The organism is Streptomyces sp. NPDC051913, assembly GCF_044593635.1.
In the GTDB taxonomy this organism is placed as follows: domain Bacteria; phylum Actinomycetota; class Actinomycetes; order Streptomycetales; family Streptomycetaceae; genus Streptomyces.
The window spans coordinates 421,436-439,755 of record NZ_JBIUCI010000001.1 but is presented as its reverse complement, the minus strand read 5'-3'; the positions used below and the strand labels follow the sequence as shown (position 1 = coordinate 439,755).

At 70.9% G+C, this 18,320-nt stretch carries 15 protein-coding genes; 10 read left to right on the top strand and 5 right to left on the bottom strand.

What is annotated here, in order from left to right; all coding sequences use genetic code 11:
- The first annotated feature begins 45 nt into the window (after positions 1-45).
- From ACIHIX_RS02005 to ACIHIX_RS01980, 6 genes are all read left to right on the top strand, one after another.
- On the top strand, positions 46-1,200 hold the full coding sequence (locus ACIHIX_RS02005; protein ID WP_399948712.1) for a DUF4190 domain-containing protein: 1,155 nt from the start codon (positions 46-48) through the stop codon (positions 1,198-1,200).
- Positions 1,201-1,347: 147 nt separating this feature from the next.
- Entirely contained in the window at positions 1,348-2,100 is a 753-nt protein-coding gene (locus tag ACIHIX_RS02000) for a GntR family transcriptional regulator (protein ID WP_399948710.1), read from the top strand.
- A 297-nt stretch (positions 2,101-2,397) separates the two neighbouring features.
- Positions 2,398-2,592 carry an SPOR domain-containing protein gene (locus ACIHIX_RS01995; protein ID WP_059192548.1) on the top strand — a complete coding sequence of 65 codons (195 nt, stop codon included), beginning with the start codon at positions 2,398-2,400 and terminating at the stop codon, positions 2,590-2,592.
- A 10-nt stretch (positions 2,593-2,602) separates the two neighbouring features.
- Positions 2,603-3,004: a (deoxy)nucleoside triphosphate pyrophosphohydrolase gene (locus tag ACIHIX_RS01990; RefSeq protein ID WP_399948708.1), complete on the top strand. Its 402-nt coding sequence runs from the start codon at positions 2,603-2,605 to the stop codon at positions 3,002-3,004.
- Positions 3,005-3,153: 149 nt separating this feature from the next.
- Complete coding sequence (locus ACIHIX_RS01985) at positions 3,154-3,579, top strand: ATP-binding protein (RefSeq protein ID WP_399948706.1); 426 nt, start codon at positions 3,154-3,156, stop codon at positions 3,577-3,579.
- Positions 3,580-3,852: 273 nt separating this feature from the next.
- Positions 3,853-6,456, top strand: coding sequence for a SpoIIE family protein phosphatase (locus ACIHIX_RS01980; RefSeq protein WP_399948704.1), 2,604 nt, complete (start codon positions 3,853-3,855; stop codon positions 6,454-6,456).
- Positions 6,457-6,467: 11 nt separating this feature from the next.
- Here ACIHIX_RS01980 and ACIHIX_RS01975 read toward each other — a convergent pair whose 3' ends face one another.
- The gene (locus ACIHIX_RS01975; protein WP_399950015.1) at positions 6,468-7,895 is read right to left on the bottom strand and encodes a hypothetical protein; all 1,428 of its coding nucleotides are present in this window, start codon (positions 7,893-7,895) and stop codon (positions 6,468-6,470) included.
- A gap of 216 nt (positions 7,896-8,111) precedes the next feature.
- Between ACIHIX_RS01975 and ACIHIX_RS01970 the strand changes: the two genes are divergently transcribed.
- Complete coding sequence (locus ACIHIX_RS01970; protein ID WP_399948702.1) at positions 8,112-9,074, top strand: phosphotransferase; 963 nt, start codon at positions 8,112-8,114, stop codon at positions 9,072-9,074.
- A 5-nt stretch (positions 9,075-9,079) separates the two neighbouring features.
- Positions 9,080-9,373: a hypothetical protein gene (locus ACIHIX_RS01965; RefSeq protein WP_399948700.1), complete on the top strand. Its 294-nt coding sequence runs from the start codon at positions 9,080-9,082 to the stop codon at positions 9,371-9,373.
- Here ACIHIX_RS01965 and ACIHIX_RS01960 read toward each other — a convergent pair.
- The 4 genes from ACIHIX_RS01960 to ACIHIX_RS01945 are packed head-to-tail and all read right to left on the bottom strand — an operon-like array spanning position 9,354 to position 13,195.
- Positions 9,354-10,124, bottom strand: coding sequence for a succinate dehydrogenase/fumarate reductase iron-sulfur subunit (locus tag ACIHIX_RS01960; protein ID WP_399948698.1), 771 nt, complete (start codon positions 10,122-10,124; stop codon positions 9,354-9,356). The genes ACIHIX_RS01965 and ACIHIX_RS01960 overlap by 20 nt on opposite strands.
- Positions 10,121-12,064 (bottom strand): fumarate reductase/succinate dehydrogenase flavoprotein subunit, encoded by a 1,944-nt coding sequence (locus tag ACIHIX_RS01955; RefSeq protein ID WP_399948696.1) that lies wholly within the window; start codon positions 12,062-12,064, stop codon positions 10,121-10,123. The genes ACIHIX_RS01960 and ACIHIX_RS01955 overlap by 4 nt, the downstream gene beginning before the upstream one ends.
- Positions 12,064-12,885, bottom strand: coding sequence for a hypothetical protein (locus ACIHIX_RS01950; protein WP_399948694.1), 822 nt, complete (start codon positions 12,883-12,885; stop codon positions 12,064-12,066). The genes ACIHIX_RS01955 and ACIHIX_RS01950 overlap by 1 nt, the downstream gene beginning before the upstream one ends.
- Positions 12,886-12,904: 19 nt before the next feature.
- Positions 12,905-13,195 (bottom strand): hypothetical protein, encoded by a 291-nt coding sequence (locus ACIHIX_RS01945; protein WP_329335119.1) that lies wholly within the window; start codon positions 13,193-13,195, stop codon positions 12,905-12,907.
- A 271-nt stretch (positions 13,196-13,466) separates the two neighbouring features.
- Between ACIHIX_RS01945 and ACIHIX_RS01940 the strand changes: the two genes are divergently transcribed.
- Together ACIHIX_RS01940 and typA are read left to right on the top strand one after the other, a co-directional pair.
- The gene (locus ACIHIX_RS01940; RefSeq protein WP_399948692.1) at positions 13,467-15,719 is read left to right on the top strand and encodes an ABC transporter family substrate-binding protein; all 2,253 of its coding nucleotides are present in this window, start codon (positions 13,467-13,469) and stop codon (positions 15,717-15,719) included.
- A 340-nt stretch (positions 15,720-16,059) separates the two neighbouring features.
- Positions 16,060-17,967 (top strand): translational GTPase TypA, encoded by a 1,908-nt coding sequence (gene typA, locus ACIHIX_RS01935; protein WP_399948690.1) that lies wholly within the window; start codon positions 16,060-16,062, stop codon positions 17,965-17,967.
- Positions 17,968-18,320 lie beyond the last annotated feature (353 nt).

Here is an 18,320-nt window from a genome sequence, read left to right as displayed (position 1 = left end):
GTACGACAGTTCGTCACCCCAGTCCGAACCAGGAGCACGGTACCCGTGTCCATACCTCCGCCTCCCGGCCCCCACCAGCCCCAGGGGCCCTACCCGCCGGGTCCCTTCACCCCGCCCGGGCCCTGGGGCTACGGCTACGGCGGTTACGCGCAGCCGGTGCCCGTCAACGGCGTCGCCATCGCCGCCCTGGTGCTCGGCATCCTCTGCTTCCTGCCCGCCGTCGGTCTGGTCCTCGGCCTGATCGCGCTCGCGCAGATCAAGCGGAAGGGCGAGCGCGGCAAGGGCATGGCGATCGCCGGGGCCGTGCTGTCCACCGTCGGGCTCGTGCTGTGGACGGTGTCGCTGTCGACCGGCGTCGCCTCCGACGTCGTCGACGGTCTCAAGGACGCCGCGCGGGGCGAGGGCACCGCCTACGCGCTCGCCAAGGGTGACTGCTTCGACTCGGGCACCGGATCCCTCCAGGGCGACGCGTACGACGTCGACGAGGTGCCCTGCTCCCGCGCCCACCATGGCGAGGTGTTCGCCGTCGTCACCCTGCCCTCGGGCTCCTTCCCCGGCGACGACGAGGTCACCGACCTCGCGGACGACAAGTGCTACGCGCTCCAGGAGGACTACGCGATGGACGCGTGGGCCGTACCGGAGAACGTGGACGTGTACTACCTGGTGCCGTCGGAGGACAGCTGGACCTTCGGCGACCGTGAGATCACCTGCGTCTTCGGCGACATCGACGAGAAGAAGAGCCTGACGGGCTCGCTGCGCAACGACGCCACGACGCTCGACGCGGACCAGATCGCCTTCCTGAAGTCGGCCAACGCCCTTGACCGGGTGCTGTACGAGGAGCCCGTGGACTACGCCGAGGACGACCTCCCGGCGAACCGCGCGTGGGCCGCCGACGTCGACAAGGTCCTCGGTCAGCAGGCCGAGGCGCTGCGCGGCCACTCCTGGACCGGCGCCGACGACAAGGCCGTCGCCGACCTCGCCGCCGACATGGAGGCCGCGCGCAAGGAGTGGGCGAAGGCCGCCGCCGCGAAGAACGTCGACTCGTACTACGTCCACTACGACGCCGGGTACGAGTTCGTGGACGGCGACACCACGGTCACCGCACGCAAGGCTCTGGGCCTGGCCACCACGGTGCCCTCGTACGACGAGGACTACGAGGGTGGAGGCGGCGGCGGGGACGCGGGCAACCTCGATGTGTGATCGCCGCTATAGCGGGGAGAAAGTGCCTGCGTAAAGCCTGAGGCGGGCACATGTCACTACATCGAGTGATTCTCTGGCCTTTGCTTGCACGGCTCAACCCACGGTTGCCACGCTGTTGCTGTCTGTACAACCTGATGGGAGCGGCCAGTGACTTTCGGTGAGCAGCCGGCGTATCTGCGTGTCGCGGGTGATCTCCGCAAGAAGATCGTCGACGGTTCGCTGCCCCCGCACACACGGCTGCCCTCCCAGGCCAGAATCCGCGAGGAGTACGGCGTCTCGGACACGGTCGCCCTGGAGGCCCGCAAGGTGCTGATGGCCGAGGGGCTGGTGGAGGGGCGTTCCGGCTCCGGGACCTATGTCCGTGAGCGGCCCGTACCCCGCCGGGTGGCCCGGTCCGGGTTCCGTCCGGACGGCCTGGCCACACCGTTCCGCCAGGAGCAGGCCGACGGCGAGGCGCGCGGCACCTGGGAGTCCAGCAGCCGGCAGGCCGAGGCCAGTGTCGCCGTCGCCGAGCGGCTCGCGATCCGCCCCGGCGACCGCGTGATGTGCACCAAGTACGTCTACCGGGACAACGGCGAGCCGATGATGCTCTCCACCTCCTGGGAGCCCCTCGCCGTCACCGGCCGCACCCCCGTGATGCTCCCCGAGGAAGGGCCGCTCGGCGGCATGGGCGTCGTCGAGCGCATGGCGGCCATCGACGTGATCGTGGACAACGTCACCGAGGAGGTCGGCGCCCGCCCCGGCCTCGCCGAGGAACTCCTCGCCCTGGGCGGTGTCCCCGGCCATGTCGTCGTGGTCGTCCACCGGACGTTCTACGCCTCCGGCCGCCCGGTAGAGACGGCCGACGTGGTCATCCCGGCCGACCGCTACCGGGTCGCGTACCACCTTCCGGTGAAGTAGCGCACACCTTTACGGCCGTTGCCCCGGACGCCGGGTCAACGGCCGCCCTTTCGAACGGCGTTGGATTCTGGCCGTTCTCGCAGGTGGCCCCGTGCGCGCGGACACGCCTCTGACCGGACGCATCAACGCCCGCGCACGGCGCGTTCGGTGCCGTACGCCCCCCTCGTTCTGGCCGGTTGCGTACCTCTTTGTGAAAAGGCGTATTCGCTGCGTAAAGGTTAGGCGTAGGCTCGGGCATATGCGGATTGCGGTTTCCTTAGCGGGCGGAGCGTTGTCGGGAAGGAGCAGTGGGGGGCGATGAACGACAGCACGATCACTCTTCCCTGGCTCGTCATACGACAGGACGACAACGGCAACCGCTACCGCGTGGGCCGTTACGCCACCCGAGCCGAGGCCCAGAAGATCGCCGACAGCCTCGACGACCGCGGACACAAGCAGCTGTACTGGGTCGAGCGCATCGGCCAGAACGGCGAGGCCACCCGCAACGCGTAGGCTCCCCCGCATGAGCGAACGCACGGTGGTGGTAGGGGCCGCCCTCCTCGACACCGGCCGCCTCCTCGCCGCCCGCCGCAGCGCCCCACCCGACCTGGCGGGCCGCTGGGAACTCCCGGGCGGCAAGGTGGAACCGGGCGAGACTCCGGAAGCGGCCCTGGTCCGGGAACTCCGCGAGGAGCTCGGGGTGGAGGTCGAGGCGGGGGAGCGGGTCCCAGGCGAATGGCCCCTGAAGCCGCCGTACGTCCTCCAGGTCTGGACGGCTCACCTGCTCCCGGGTTCCCCGGATCCCAAGCCCCTACAGGACCACGACGAGCTGCGCTGGCTGACGGGGGACGAGCTCTGGGACGTGCCGTGGCTGGACCAGGACATCCCGGCTGTTCGGAAACTGGCGGCTGAGTGGCCGACTTAGGGGCGCGGGGAACCGCGCGCTCAACCCTCACGGACCCGCACACGCACCTGGGCGCCGCCCATACCCCCGTTCGCACCACAGTGCGCCCCGCCACACGGTAATCCCCACCGGATATCGGGTATGTGCCCATTAACCCCACGAAACCGGACATGGGTGTGGCCTGGGAAGTGATCGGCGTGATCGACACCGAAGGCGACTGCGCCGAGTGGTCGTTCCCCGCGGACCCCGGCGCCGTGCGCGCCGCCCGCGGAGCCGTCCGCGGACGACTGCGCGAGTGGGGCCTCGACAGCCTGGCCGACATCACGGCCCTGCTGGTGAGCGAGCTGGTGACGAACTCCCTGCGGCACGCCACCGGCCCGATCGGTGTGCGCCTCGTACGTCCCAGCGGCCTCGATGACGTCCTGCTGGTGGAGGTCTCCGACCCCCTCCCCGACCCGCCCCGCGAGCGGGTCGCGCGCCCCGAGGACGAGAGCGGACGGGGTCTTCAGCTGGTCGCTCTCTCCTCGCGCCGCTGGGGTACCCGCCCCGGCGCGGCCGGAAAGACGGTGTGGTTCGAGCTCGCGGTGCCGCCGTGAACGCGGCGATGCACCGGGGGCGTACGGGCTGTACGCGTGCGCCCACGCTGTCCACCGACAGGTTCAGGCCACTGACGGTTGCCGGAGTACGTGATTCGACTGTGTGTTGGCTGGTTAGAAGACTGGAAGTGTTGTCGCGGTGCGGTCCAAAAAACGCTGGGACCGTGCTGTGATCGTGAACACCGTGTTGTGCGGCGCCGTAGTGCTGGATACTGCGGGCAGCCGCTGCCGGTGACCGGTGCCGGACGCGGTGAGCTGGAGGGGACGGTTCGCGTGAGCGAGATACCAGCGAAGGCCACGGAGTCCGAGGACCCGTCGGACGGCGCGAGGTCACAGGCCGCGGCTGACGCCGTGGCCCCGCAGGGTGACGCCATGTGGCAGAGCAGTCCGCCCGGCTCGATCTACGACTACATCAAGGTCGCCTCCTTCTCCATCGGCCCCGACGGGCTGGTCGACCAGTGGAGCCTGCGGGCCGAGCAGGTCTTCGGCATCCCCGCCGTGCAGGCGGTCGGCATGGACCCCATCGAGGCGTTCATCGACCCGGACCGGCGCGAACTCGGCCAGCGCAAGATGGCCGAGATCCTCGACGGCCGCGAGTGGACCGGCGTCGTCCCCTTCCGCGCCCCGGACGCCGAGGACGGCACCCCCGGGGCGGAGGGCCTCGCCGAGGTCTATGTCATGCCGACCCGGACCGAGGACGGCGAGAAGGCCGCCGTCTGCATCGTGGTCGACGTCCGCACCCTGCGCAGCATCGAGACCGACCTCGCCGCCTCGCAGTCGATTTTCGGTCAATCTCCCTTCGGCTTCCTGCTGATCGACCTGGATCTGCGGGTGCGCCGCGCCAACCAGCGGTTCGCCACCGTGTTCGGCGGGACCCCGGACGACCACCGGGGCAGGGGAGTGCACGACTATCTTCCGCGCCCCGAGGCCGAGCGGGTCACGGCCACGCTGCGCCGCGTCCTGGAGACCGGCGACTCCATCACGGACATGCACGTCACCGGCTTCGTACCGGGCTCCGAGGAGCGCCGGCACTGGTCGGTCAACCTCTACCGGGTGCACAGCGGCTCCGGCCGCCCCATCGGCATCGCCTGGCTCGCCATCGACATCACGGCCCGCCGTCAGGCCGCCCGGGAAGCCGCCGCCGCCCGGCGCAATCTCGCCCTCCTGAACGAGGCCGGCGCGCGGATCGGCAACTCCCTCGACCTGGAGACCACGGCCCGTGAACTCCTCGACGTCGTCGTCCCCGGCTTCTGCGACCTGGCGACCGTCGACCTCTACCAGGGCCTCCTGGCCGGCGACGAGACCCCGCCGGGCCTGGCCGACGGCAGCGCGCAACTGCGCCGGGTCGCCTTCGCCAGCGCCGTCTCCGACGCCCCCTTCGTCGGCGCGGGCCCGCCCATAGCGGTCGGCGCCGTCCACCACTACCCCTTCAACTCGCCCTGCGCGGACGCCCTGCGCACCGCCCGTCCGCAGTACATCCCGGCCGAGGAGGGTGGCCTCGTGCAGTCCACGCTCGCCGTGCCGATGGTCGCCCATGACACCGTCGTAGGCCTCGCGCAGTTCGCGCGGACCAAGGGCAGCGAGCCGTTCGGGGACCGGGACCGGGAGCTGGCGGTCGAGCTGGCGGCGCGGGCCGCGGTCTGTATCGACAACGCGCGGCTGTACCGGCGGGAACACGAACGCGCGTTGATGCTCCAGCGGTCCCTGCTGCCGCCCGGCGACCCGGTCGCCTCCGGCCTCGACATCGCCTGCCGCTACCGGCCCGGCAACTCCTCCTCCGACCGGCCCAGCGAGGTCGGCGGCGACTGGTTCGACGTCATCGAACTGCCCGGGCACCGTACGGCCTTGGTGGTCGGGGACGTCATGGGGCGCGGGCTGCGCGCCGCCGTGGCGATGGGGGAACTCCGGTCCGCCGTCCGTACCCTGGCCCTTCTCGACCTCGAACCGGCGGAAGTGCTCAGCGCGTTGGACGAGATCGCTCGGGGGCTCGGTGCGCCCGGCGGCGTCCAGCAGGCCACCCGGGCCGCCCGCCGGCCCCGTGAGGCCGACCTGTCGGAGGTGTACCTGGCGACCTGCGTGTACGCCGTCTACGACTCGGTGACGCGCCGGTGCACCTTCGCCAACGCAGGGCATCTGCCGCCGGTCCTCGTCGAACCCGGTGAGGCGGCGCTGATGCTCGACGTCCCGCCGGGCATGCCGCTCGGCGTCGGCGGGGAGCCCTTCGAGGAGGTCGAGGTCGAACTGCCCGAAGGCGCCCTGCTCGCGCTCTACACGGATGGACTGGTCGAAAGCCGCGATCACCCCCTCGACGAAGGTCTGCAAGCCTTCGTGGGCGCGCTGACCGATCCGACGCGCCCTCTGGAGGACGTCTGCGACCACGTCCTCAACACCCTCGACACCCATCACGGCGAGGACGACATCGCCCTGCTGATGGCCCGCGTCCAGGGCCTGCCCGCCGACTCCGTGGGCGACTGGACCCTGCCGCGCGAGCCGCGCAGCGTGGGCCGGGCGCGGGAGTACGCGCGCGGGCGGCTGCTCAGCTGGGACCTGGAGCCGCTGGTCGACACCACGGAGCTGCTGGTCAGCGAGCTGGTGACCAACGCGCTCAGATACGGCGAGGGCGAGATCCGGTTGCGGCTCCTCCTCGACCGCACCCTGGTCTGCGAGGTCTGGGACTCCGGCCTGGTCCAGCCGCGCCGCCGCCGCGCCCGCGACACCGACGAGGGCGGCCGGGGCCTGCAACTGGTCGGCCTGCTCAGCGCGGCCTGGGGCTCACGCCGTACGCCGCGCGGGAAGACGGTGTGGTTCGAACTGCCGCTGCCGGACGGCGAGACGGGGCTGACGGACCCGGCGGAGGCGTTGCTGAGCCTGTTCTGACCCGGGCAGGGTCAGGCGCGGCGCCCCCGGCCGCGTGGGCCGCCGAAGCTGGCCGCCGCTCCGCCGTCGAGGAGGATGCCGCCGAGCACCGCCCCGGCGCCCCCGCTCTCGTGCTCGGCTGCCCCGGCGACGGGGTTGCCGTGCACGCGGACGTCCTGCTCGGCCAGCTCACGGGCCGCCACGGCGAGCGCGTCGGCGGCCACCGGGTCCGCGGTGAGCAGCCGCGCCGCCTCCGCCAGCCGGGTGCGGGCCGTGGCACCCACCGCGCCCCGGTGCGTGGCGACGAATTCGTCCGCACCCGCGACCGAGGCCCGCCCGACCAGCGCCGCGGCGGCCCCCAGCACCCCGGTCGTCGGCTCCGCGGCCAGCGGCGCGACCGCCCGCACGATCCGGCGCAGGGCGTCGAGCGGATCGTACGGAGCGGCACCCGCCACCTCGTCCCGTACGAAGGCCAGCACGTTGTCGGCGTGCAGGATCCGCGCCCGCAGCTCGCCGACGGGGGTCTCGGTACCGCTGTTCCGCAGCCGGGCGAGTTCCGCCTCCGCGCCGGTCAGCGCGGCCGGCAGCAGGGCGGCGGCCCCGGACAGCTCCGTGTCGAGGCGTTCGACGCCGTGGAGGAAGACGGCGGCCTGGGCGATCGCGCCCTCGGCGGCGCGCAGATGCAGGGCGGCCCGGTCGTGGGCGGCGAGGTCGGCGGCCTGCCGGGCCTGGTTGAGCCGGAGGGTGGCGAAGACGAGCCGGTCCTTGGCCTGCTCGACGTACCCGGTGACCGCGCCGACGGCGGCGGAGCCGTACCGGGCGGTTGGCCCGGTGAGCAGGGCGTCGACGGCCTGGGTGCGTCCGGTGAGCGCCCGGAACCGGGTCTCCGCGAGCCCCAGCGCGTCGCCCGCGCCCTGTTCCAGGCCGCGCAGCTGGTCGACGCCCGCGGCGGCCTCGTCCAGCCGCCGCCCGGCCTCCTCGCAGCGGCCGACGATCCCGGCGAGCGCGTGCTGCCGGGCCGCGGCCTCCTCCGGTACGCCGTCGTCGTACTGCTGCCGCATCCGGAAGGCGGCCGCGAGCTCGGCCTCGGCGTCCCGCACGGCGAGCACGGAGGGCTCCATCTCGCTCTGTCCGAACCGGGCCTCGACGAAGCCGAGCTCCTCCCGGCTGGTGCGGACGCTGTCGTCGGCGGCCACCAGCAACACCCGGGCCTGCTCGTCCAGTTCGGCGAGCGGCGGCGGTGCCGCGGGCGAGGCGGGGGTGCCGCCGGGGGTGGTCCGGGTGCGCGCCCGACGCGTCCGTCGTACGTAGGTGTACCCGGCGACCACGACCGCCGCGCCCACGGCCACGAGCGGCAGCACGAGGTCGGCGGCGGACGACCCTTCCTCGTCCGGTGCGCCGGACGGGGCGGCTGCCTGCACACGTTCGTCCGCGACCGGAGTACGGTCCTCGACCGTCATCCCCGGCAGCACCAGCCACATGACGCCGATCAGCGCACCCAGCAACGTGTGCAGCACACGCACGGATATGTGCGAGGCCGCGCGCCGCGGCCTGCCCCGGATCAAGGATGACGTCACATTTCGGAGCGTATGAGCAGTAATGCGGGGGCGCGACCGGGAGGCGGCGGGGAGGAATGCGGCTGCGGCCGGCGGGACCGGGGTGCCAGGATCGGGCGGATGACCGCCATCCGCAGGGCCCTCACCCGCGAAGACCTCGTCCCGCTCGCCAGTGCCGCCGTCGGCGGCGGCCGTGTCCTCGCCGACGCCGCCCGGCTGCCCGGCGGCAGCAAGAAGGGCGTCTACCGGCTCACCTTCGACGACGGCTTCAGCGCGATCGCGTACGTCTGGTCGCCGGACGAGGACTACTGGGACGCGGGCCCCTCCGACCTGCGCGACCCCTTCTCCCACGGCACCGGCCTCGACCTGTTCACCGCCGCGCACGACCGGCTGGCCGCCGCGGGCGTCCGCACCCCCCGTCTGCTGCACGTGGACACCGGGGCCCGCCAGGCCGTCGTCGAGGACCTTGCCGGCGGCAGTCTGGAAGCGGCGCTGCCCCACGACCCGACCCTGCCGGACCGGCTGGCCGTCCTCATCGACACCTTGCACGCCCACACCGGCCCGCGCTTCGGCAAGGTCGCCCTCGTCGACGCCGGCGGCTCCTCGCACGGGACGTCCTGCGAGCGGCGGGTCCTGGAGGGTGCCCTGCGCGACATCGAGGAGGTCGCCGGGCGGGAGCCGCGTCTCGCCGCGGTACGGGACCGGGTCGCCGACCGGGTACGGGCTTGGGCCGCCGAGGTCCGGCCGCGCACTCGGCACACCCTCATCCACGGCGAACTCGGCCCGGACCATGTGCTGTTGACGCCGGACGGGCACCTCGCCCTCATCGACATCGAAGGGCTGCTCTACTTCGACGTGGAGTGGGAGCACGTCTTCCTGGAGCTCCGGTTCGGGCAGGCGTACGACGCCCTGCGCCGCCCCGGCCTCGACGAGGACCGGCTGCGGTTCTACCGGCTCGCCCTGCATCTCTCCCTGGTCGCCGGGCCGTTGCGGCTGCTCGACGGGGACTTTCCCTTTACGGAATCCATGCGCGCCATTGCCGAGTACAACCTGGTGCGCGTCCTTGAGCTGGTGGGACGATGATCGGCGTGCACGAGACATTGGTGGTGGTGGCCGTCCTGGTCCTGACGGCCGGGCTGGTGCTCGGGCTCGCCGCGGTCACCACCGGGTGGATGATCCCGGGGCCCGGGCGTGACAAGGTGGCGCGGCCCAGGGTGTGGGGGTACGGCGCGCTGATCGGGCAGGCCGGGATCGGGACGTTCCTGTTCGTCGGGCCACTGAGCGGGCTCAGCATGGAGCACGTGCCGTACGCGATGGCCGGCATGGGGGTGTTCGCCGTCGGGTTGTACGTGCAGCGGCTCGCTACGAGGACCTCCTTCTGATCTTCGAACCCAGCCACACCAGCGGGTCGTACTTGCGGTCCACCGCCCGCTCCTTCAGCGGGATCAGCGCGTTGTCCGTGATCTTGATGCCTTCGGGGCAGACCTCCGTGCAGCACTTGGTGATGTTGCAGTAGCCGAGGCCGTGCTCGTCCTGGGCGGTGGTCTTGCGGTCCAGGCCCGACTCCGCCGCCGCGTCCAGCGGGTGCATGTCCAGTTCGGCCACCCGCATCAGGAAACGCGGGCCGGCGAACGCCTGCTTGTTCTCCTCGTGGTCGCGCACGACGTGGCAGGTGTCCTGGCACAGGAAGCACTCGATGCACTTGCGGAACTCCTGGGAGCGGTCCACGTCCTCCTGCATCATCCGGTACTCGCCGGGGCCCAGGTCCGCGGGCGGCACGAACGCCGGGACCTCACGCGCCTTCTCGTAGTTGAAGCCGACGTCGGTCACCAGGTCACGCACGACCGGGAACGCCCGCAGCGGGGTGACGGTGATCGTCTCCTCGCGGGTGAACACCGACATCCGGGTCATGCACATCAGCCGGGGCCGCCCGTTGACCTCCGCCGAGCAGGAACCGCACTTGCCCGCCTTGCAGTTCCAGCGGACGGCGAGGTCGGGAGCCTGGGTGGCCTGGAGGCGGTGGATGATGTCGAGGACCACCTCACCGTCGTTGACCTCGACCGTGAAGTCCTCCAGGCCGCCGCCGCCCACATCGCCCCGCCACACCTTGAACTGGGCCTTGTAGCTGCTCACTCGTACAGCTCCTCTTCGGCGAGGTACTTGACCAGCTCCTCCTTGTCGAAGAGGGCGAGCAGGTCGGGGCGGATGGGGTCGGTTGTCTCGCGGGTGAGGGCGATCTGGCCGCGGACCGGGTCCGTGGCGGCCAGGCCGCCCGTGGGGTCGGTGAGCGCGCACAGCAGGTTGACGTTGCGCCAGGTGCGTTCCATCGCCGGGTGGTCCTCGCGGGTGTGGCCGCCGCGTGATTCGGTGCGCTCCAGCGCCGCCCGGGCCACGCACTCGCTGACCAGCAGCATGTTGCGCAGGTCGAGTGCGAGATGCCAGCCGGGGTTGAACTGGCGGTGGCCCTCCACCCCGGCGCGCCGGGCCCGTACCCGCAGCTCCGCCAGCTTCTCCAGGGCCTGAGCCATCTCGGCCTCGCGGCGGATGATGCCGACGAGGTCGTTCATGGCCTGCTGGAGCTCCTGGTGCAGGGAGTACGGGTTCTCCGGCGGGCGGCCGTCCTCCTCGCCCGGCGCCGGGCCCTCCGCGGAGAACGGGCGCAGCGCCTCGGCCGCCGCCGTGTCGACCTGGGTCTCGTCCACCGCGGGGCGCTCGAAGGCGAGGGCCGCCGCGTACTCGGCGGCGTGCAGGCCCGCCCTGCGGCCGAACACCAGCAGGTCGGAGAGCGAGTTGCCGCCGAGCCGGTTGGAGCCGTGCATGCCGCCCGCGACCTCACCGGCCGCGAACAGCCCCGGCACCCCGCGGGCCGCCGCCGTGTCCGACTCGACCGCGATGCCGCCCATCACGTAGTGACAGGTCGGCCCGACCTCCATCGCCTCCGCGGTGATGTCGACGTCGGCCAGCTCCTTGAACTGGTGGTACATGGACGGCAGCCGGCGTTTGATCGTCTCGGCGGGCATCCGCTTCGACACGTCCAGGAAGACGCCGCCGTGCGGGGAGCCGCGGCCCGCCTTGACCTCGGCGTTGATGGCGCGGGCTACCTCGTCGCGGGGGAGGAGCTCCGGTGGCCGGCGGTTGTGGTCCGGGTCCTCGTACCAGCGGTCGCCCTCCTCCTCCGACTCGGCGTACTTCTCCTTGAAGACGTCGGGGATGTAGTCGAACATGAACCGCTTGCCGTCCGAGTTGCGCAGCACTCCACCGTCGCCGCGGACGGACTCCGTGACGAGGATGCCTTTGACCGACGGGGGCCAGACCATGCCCGTGGGATGGAACTGCACGAACTCCATGTTCAGCAGCGGCGCCCCCGCGAGCAGGGCGAGGGCGTGACCGTCGCCGGTGTACTCCCACGAGTTCGACGTCACCTTGAAGGACTTGCCGATGCCGCCGGTCGCGATGACGACGGACGGCGCTTCGAGGACGAAGAAACGGCCGGACTCGCGCTCGTACGCGAAGACGCCCGAGACGCGGCTTCCGTCCTTCAGCACCCGGGTGACCGTGCACTCCTGGAAGACCTTCAGACGGGACTCGTAGTCGCCCGTCTCGCGATGGTCCTGCTGTTGCAGGGACACGATCTTCTGCTGGAGGGTCCGGATGAGTTCCAGGCCCGTGCGGTCGCCGACGTGCGCGAGGCGCGGGTACTCGTGGCCGCCGAAGTTGCGCTGGGAGATCCGGCCGTCCCTGGTGCGGTCGAACAGGGCGCCCCAGGTCTCCAGCTCCCACACCCGCTCGGGGGCCTCCCGGGCGTGCAGTTCGGCCATCCGCCACTGGTTGAGGAACTTCCCGCCGCGCATGGTGTCGCGGAAGTGCACCTGCCAGCTGTCGTGCTCGTTGGCGTTCGCCATCGCCGCGGCGATGCCGCCCTCGGCCATCACGGTGTGCGCCTTGCCGAACAGCGACTTGCAGATGACCGCCGTACGGGCGCCTCGCTCACGTGCCTCGATGGCGGCGCGCAGTCCGGCGCCACCGGCACCGACCACGACCACGTCCCACTCCTGGCGTTCCACCACGGACATCAGAACAACCTCGGATCGTCGAAGGCGCCGGAAGCGACCAGGTAGACGTAGAAGTCGGCGAGCGCCACGCTCACCAGCGACGCCCACGCCAACAGCATGTGACGGGCGTTCAGCCTTCCCACGAACTTCCACGCCCGGTAGCGCACGGGATGCTTGGAGAAGTGCTTGAGCTGGCCGCCGACGATGTGCCGGCAGGAGTGGCAGGAGACGGTGTACGCCCAGATCAGCACGATGTTGACGAGGAACACGAGGGTGCCAAGACCCATGTGGCCCCACGCGTAGTGCTCGTCGCGGAAGGCGAGCACGGTGTCGTACGTGAGGATGCCGGCGACCACGATCGCGGCGTAGAAGAAGTACCGGTGCAGGTTCTGCAGGATGAGCGGGAAGCGGGTCTCGCCCGAGTACCTCTTGTGCGGCTCGGCCACCGCGCAGGCCGGCGGGGACGCCCAGAAGCCCCGGTAGTAGGCCTTGCGGTAGTAGTAGCAGGTCAGACGGAAGCCGAGCGGGAAGATCAGGATGAGGATCGCCGGGGACAGCGGCCACCAGCCGCCGAAGATCTCCCAGTTGGGGCCCGAGCGCATGGTCTCGCACTTCTCCGCGAGACAGGGGGAGTAGAACGGCGAGACGTACGGCGCCGCGTAGTAGTCCGCGTTCGTGAAGGCCCTCCACGCCGAGTAGACGACGAAGGCGAGCAGCCCGGCGGCGGTGGCGGCGGGCGCCAGCCACCAGCGGTCGGTCCGCAGATGAGGAGCGGCGATCGCGGCGCGCGTACCGGACCGTACGCCGCCGCTGTTCTGTTGGGGTTCCGTACCAGTGGCCAACTCATGACTCCGGTCGGGTTCAGGGGGCGTGGCGGTCGCGGGCGCCGAGACCCTCGTCGTCCGAGTCCGTCCACAGGCTGTTGTCGTACGGGGTGTCGGGGATGGAGACGAGGTCGGTCCGCTTCGACTGGGCGAGCGCGGGATCGGCCTCCTTGAGCAGGGCGAGGCTCTCGCGCAGGCGGTCGGTGTCCACGCGGACACGGCGCATCTCCAGGCCGCCGCTGCCGAGTTGCTGCTCCAGGCGTTTCACATACCGGTGCAGCTCGTCGAGGCAGCGCTGGGCTGACGCCAGTTCGTCGTGCAGGGCCATGACGTGACCTCACTTAGGGCGGCAACGTTCATGTGCGCCTGCGAGTGTTGCGCGTCACACCGGCCCATGTGAAGGGACGTGCATGGATTGGCGGATCGTGAGCCTCCGTGCGCCCCCCATTGCGCCGCACGGGTGGGCTTCCGCGCCGCCCCCGCCGTGTCGCCACCGCCTGCCGAACCCTTTCCTCTTCAGTGGCCGCATACATCTGATCAGCTCCATATACCGCCAAACGTGATCCGAACCAGGCGGCGCACCCCCGGAGGTAGACGGCATGTCCCACGACGGCGTCGCACTGCGCGCGGTGATGCGCTCGGTCGCCTTCCTGAGCGCGGGCGCGCTCGCGGTCCCGCTGCTCTCCGGATGCAGCTCCGAGGATCCGGCCGGAAAGCCGCTGGCCGGGCAGGACATCGGGATCGCCGAGCGTTCCCTGGTCGCCGACGGCGGCACCCTGCGCTGGGCGGTGGACTCCGTGCCGGACACCCTCAACACGTTCCAGTCGGACGCCGACGCCACCACCACCCGGGTCGCCCAGGCCGTCCTGCCGGCGATGTACCGGCTCGACGCGAACGGCCGCCCCCAGGTCGACGCCGACTACCTGGAGAAGGCCGAGGTCGTCGAGACCGAACCCCGCCAGGTCGTGCTGTACAAGCTGAACCAGCAGGCCGTCTGGAGCGACGGCCGCGAGATCGGCGCCGCCGACTTCGCCGCCCAGTGGCGCGCCCTGTCCGGCAAGGACACCGCGTACTGGACGGCCCGCAACGCCGGCTACGACCGCATCGAGAAGATCGAGCGCGGCAAGAACGACCTGGAGGTCAAGGTCACGTTCGCGCGGCCGTACGCCGACTGGAAGTCGCTGTTCTCCCCGCTGTACCCGAAGGACGTCATGGGCACCCCGGACTCCTTCAACGACAGCGCCCGCAAGAAGCTCAAGGTCACCGCCGGTCCCTTCGCGCTGAAGAAGGTCGACCGCAAGGACGACGAGGTCACCCTCGCCCGCAACCCGCGCTGGTGGGGCAAACCCGCCAAGCTCGACGAGATCGTGCTGCGTGCCGTACCCCGCGACAAGCGGGCCGCCGCACTCGCCGCGGGCACCCTGGACCTGGCCGAGATCGACCCCGAGGCGGTCAAGCGGATCACCGTGGCGGCCAAGGGCCGTGCGAGTGCCACCCCGCTCATGGGCCCCGGCAGCAATCTCACCGCCGCCGACTCCCTGCGCTCCTGGGCCGTGGCCAAGGGCACCGACGAGGAGGCCGCCGACGCCGAGATCAGCGCCCGTGAGAAGCAGCGCCGGGAGGTCTCCGCGTACGCCCGCCGGCAGCAGGCCCTGCGCGGCTTCGAGGTCCGCCGCTCCCTGGAGCCCGCCTACACCCAGCTCGCCCTCAACGGCGCCGAGGGCCCCCTCGCCGACGAGCGGGTCCGCCGTGCCGTGGCCCGCGCCCTGGACCGGGAGGCCCTCGCCTCGGTCGTGCTCAGCCCGCTCGGCCTGCCCGCCGAGCCGGTCGGCAGCCACCTCGCGCTCGCCGGGCAGGCGGCCTACGCCGACAGCAGCGGCGCCCTCGGCGGCCAGGACACCACCGAGGCCGAGGCCCTCCTCGCGGACGCCGGCTGGGTGCCGGGCGGGCCGCTGAAGGAGGAGAAGAAGAAGGGCGAGAAGGCCGCCGGGTCGAAGAGCGAGAAGGCGTCCGAGAAAGCCGCCCAGGAGGACTCCGAGGACGGTGACGACAGTACGTACATCGTCGGCGAGGACGACAAGGCGCCGCGCGAGGCCGACAAGGTCCTGCGCGAGGCCGACCGGGAGAAGAAGCAGGACCCCAAGAAGCACGGGAAGAGCGGGGACGGCTCCCAGCACCTCGCGCAGGACGGCAAGCAGTACGCGAACAAGCTGAAGCAGGGCGGCGCCCCCGGCGCCTACGCCCCGCGGGGCACCGCCGCGCCCGCCGGTGCCGCGGCCGGGATGCTCGCCAAGGACGGCAAGCCGCTCACGCTCCGCTTCGTCCTGCCGTCGGGACCGGGCTCGCAGACCCTGCGCACGGTGGCCGACCGGATCTCCGGGATGCTTCAGAAGGTCGGCATCCGTACCGAGATCACCAAGGTCGCCGACGAGAGCTACTTCAAGGACCACATCGCGTCCGGCCAGTTCGACCTCGCCCTCTACTCCTGGCCCGCCTCCGCCTTCCCCGCCACCGACGCCCGCCCGATCTACGCCAAGCCGGTGCCGGCCGCCGACGGCTCCCTGAACGTCGAGCAGAACTACACCCGCGTCGGCACCGACCAGGTGGACCAGCTCTTCGACCAGGCCGTCTCCACACTGGACGAGGGCGAGAGCCGGGGCCTGATCCGCAAGGCCGACTCCCGGATCTGGGCCGCCGCCGGCTCGATCCCGCTGTATCAGCGGCCCCAGCTCACGGCCGCGAGGAAGAACATCGCCAACGCCGGTGCCTTCGGCTTCCAGACGCCGGTGTACGAGGACATGGGCTTCCTGAAGAAGGGCGCGAGGGTCTCGGCGAGCCCCACAGAAAAGTAGGAGATCTACAACCGGACGGTCAGCCCCGTGCCGCCCGGCGCGGGCGGGTCGGGGGTGCTCGCGGCGCTGGACGAGCACCTGGAGCCACGTCGGTCTCGTCGACGCCACATCCGCTCCTGTGCCGAGCCCGCGCCGAGCGAGAGCGGCCGGGAGGCCGCCGTCCGCCGCTGTCCGACCGGTTCGAAGGCCGTGCAGGAGGCATGAAACGGCCCCCGGAGGCCGTCCCTGCCAATGCCACGTACCATGGGGTGAGGCCGTGGCATGTACAGCCCGGCAGGGTCCGCGTCGCACAGACGTACGCGCAGGCCCCTTCCACACCACTCCGGGAGTACGCCGCACTATGGCCACGCGCCACGACATCCGCAATGTCGCCATCGTCGCCCACGTCGACCACGGCAAGACCACCATCGTCGACGGCATGCTGAAGCAGGCCGGCGCCTTCGCCGCGCACCAGCTCGAAGGCGTCGACGACCGCATGATGGACTCGAACGACCTGGAGCGTGAGAAGGGCATCACGATCCTGGCCAAGAACACGGCCGTGAAGTACCACCCGAAGGATGGCGGCGACGTCATCACCATCAACATCATCGACACCCCCGGTCACGCCGACTTCGGTGGCGAGGTCGAGCGTGGTCTGTCGATGGTCGACGGTGTGGTGCTGCTGGTCGACGCCTCCGAGGGCCCGCTGCCGCAGACCCGCTTCGTGCTGCGCAAGGCGCTCCAGCAGCGTCTGCCCGTCATCCTCTGCATCAACAAGACGGACCGTCCGGACTCCCGGATCGACGAGGTGGTCAACGAGACCTACGACCTCTTCCTCGACCTGGACGCGGACGAGGAGCAGATCGAGTTCCCGATCGTCTACGCCTGCGGCCGTGACGGCATCGCCTCGCTGACCAAGCCGGAGAACGGCACGGTCCCGTCCGACTCCAACAGCCTGGAGCCGTTCTTCTCGACGATCCTCCAGCACATCCCGGCGCCGACGTACGACGAGGACGCGCCGCTCCAGGCCCACGTCACCAACCTGGACGCCGACAACTTCCTCGGCCGTATCGCGCTGCTCCGCGTCGAGCAGGGCGAGCTGCGCAAGGGCCAGACCGTCACGTGGATCAAGCGCGACGGCTCGATGTCCAACGTGCGCATCACCGAGCTGCTGATGACCGAGGCGCTCACCCGCAAGCCCGCCGAGGTGGCGGGACCCGGTGACATCTGTGCCGTCGCCGGTATCTCGGACATCATGATCGGCGAGACCCTCGCGGACACCGAGAACCCGGTCCCGCTGCCGCTGATCACGGTCGACGAGCCCGCGATCTCCATGACCATCGGCACCAACACCTCGCCGCTGGTCGGCCGGGGCGGCACCGGCAAGGGCGCCGACAACAAGGCGGCCGTCAAGGACCGCAAGGTCACCGCCCGCCAGGTCAAGGACCGCCTGGACCGCGAGCTGATCGGTAACGTCTCGCTCCGCGTCCTCGACACCGAGCGTCCCGATGCCTGGGAGGTCCAGGGCCGTGGTGAGCTGGCGCTCGCCATCCTGGTCGAGCAGATGCGCCGCGAGGGCTTCGAGCTGACCATCGGCAAGCCGCAGGTCGTCACCAAGGAGGTCGACGGCAAGACGTACGAGCCCGTCGAGCGCATGACGATCGACGTGCCCGAGGAGCACATGGGCGCGGTCACGCAGCTCATGGGTGTCCGCAAGGGCCGCATGGACAACATGTCCAACCACGGCTCGGGCTGGGTGCGCATGGAGTTCGTCGTGCCGTCCCGCGGTCTGATCGGCTTCCGGACCGAGTTCCTGACCCAGACCCGCGGTACGGGCATCGGGCACTCCATCCACGAGGGCTTCGAGCCCTGGTTCGGCACCCTGCAGACCCGTAACAACGGCTCCCTGGTCGCCGACCGCTCCGGTGCCGTCACCGCCTTCGCGATGACGAACCTCCAGGAGCGCGGTGTGCTGTTCACCGACCCGGGCACCGAGGTGTACGAGGGCATGATCGTCGGCGAGAACTCGCGCTCCGACGACATGGACGTGAACATCACCAAGGAGAAGAAGCTCACGAACATGCGGTCGTCGTCGGCCGACTCGTTCGAGGCGATCGTCCCGCCGCGCAAGCTCTCCCTGGAGCAGTCCCTGGAGTTCTGCCGCGACGACGAGTGCGTGGAGGTCACCCCGGAGGCGGTCCGCATCCGCAAGGTGAACCTGGACGCCCGCGAGCGCGCCCGCGCCGCGAGCCGCGCCAAGCACGGCTGATCGCCGATCAGTTCCTGAGCCCGGGCACCCCCATCAAGGGGGGTGCCCGGGCTTTTTGCAACCCGTTTTCAGTCACGCTCCTGTGGATCAGCGGTGAGGCATGTCCGTAATGCGGAGATCCTCGCCCGATACACATGTAACACGTCCGTTTCGCGCCCTTCTCGCACCAGACAGTTTGTCCAGATTTTGGAAGATGTACGGGCCAGCTGTGACTGAATTGAGATTTAAGAACAGTGGTCGGTACTTGGCTCATGGCAGATAGTTAGCCGCGTAGCGCTCGGGTCAATGGGTCTCGCGCCGTGGGGACGGCGCCGACTCACGAGCACCAGGGGGTGCCTGACCCTCCGTCAGGG

What these genes read in the sequence shown, in the direction of transcription:
- ACIHIX_RS01995 (WP_059192548.1), top strand. Translation starts at nt 2,398, where the DNA reads ATGAACGACAGCACGATCACTCTTCCCTGGCTCGTCATACGACAGGAC.
- ACIHIX_RS01990 (WP_399948708.1), top strand. Translation starts at nt 2,603, where the DNA reads ATGAGCGAACGCACGGTGGTGGTAGGGGCCGCCCTCCTCGACACCGGC.
- ACIHIX_RS01985 (WP_399948706.1), top strand. Translation starts at nt 3,154, where the DNA reads ATGGGTGTGGCCTGGGAAGTGATCGGCGTGATCGACACCGAAGGCGAC.
- ACIHIX_RS01975 (WP_399950015.1), bottom strand. Translation starts at nt 7,895, where the DNA reads ATGACGGTCGAGGACCGTACTCCGGTCGCGGACGAACGTGTGCAGGCA.
- ACIHIX_RS01970 (WP_399948702.1), top strand. Translation starts at nt 8,112, where the DNA reads ATGACCGCCATCCGCAGGGCCCTCACCCGCGAAGACCTCGTCCCGCTC.
- ACIHIX_RS01955 (WP_399948696.1), bottom strand. Translation starts at nt 12,064, where the DNA reads ATGTCCGTGGTGGAACGCCAGGAGTGGGACGTGGTCGTGGTCGGTGCC.
- ACIHIX_RS01945 (WP_329335119.1), bottom strand. Translation starts at nt 13,195, where the DNA reads ATGGCCCTGCACGACGAACTGGCGTCAGCCCAGCGCTGCCTCGACGAG.
- ACIHIX_RS01940 (WP_399948692.1), top strand. Translation starts at nt 13,467, where the DNA reads ATGTCCCACGACGGCGTCGCACTGCGCGCGGTGATGCGCTCGGTCGCC.
- typA (WP_399948690.1), top strand. Translation starts at nt 16,060, where the DNA reads ATGGCCACGCGCCACGACATCCGCAATGTCGCCATCGTCGCCCACGTC.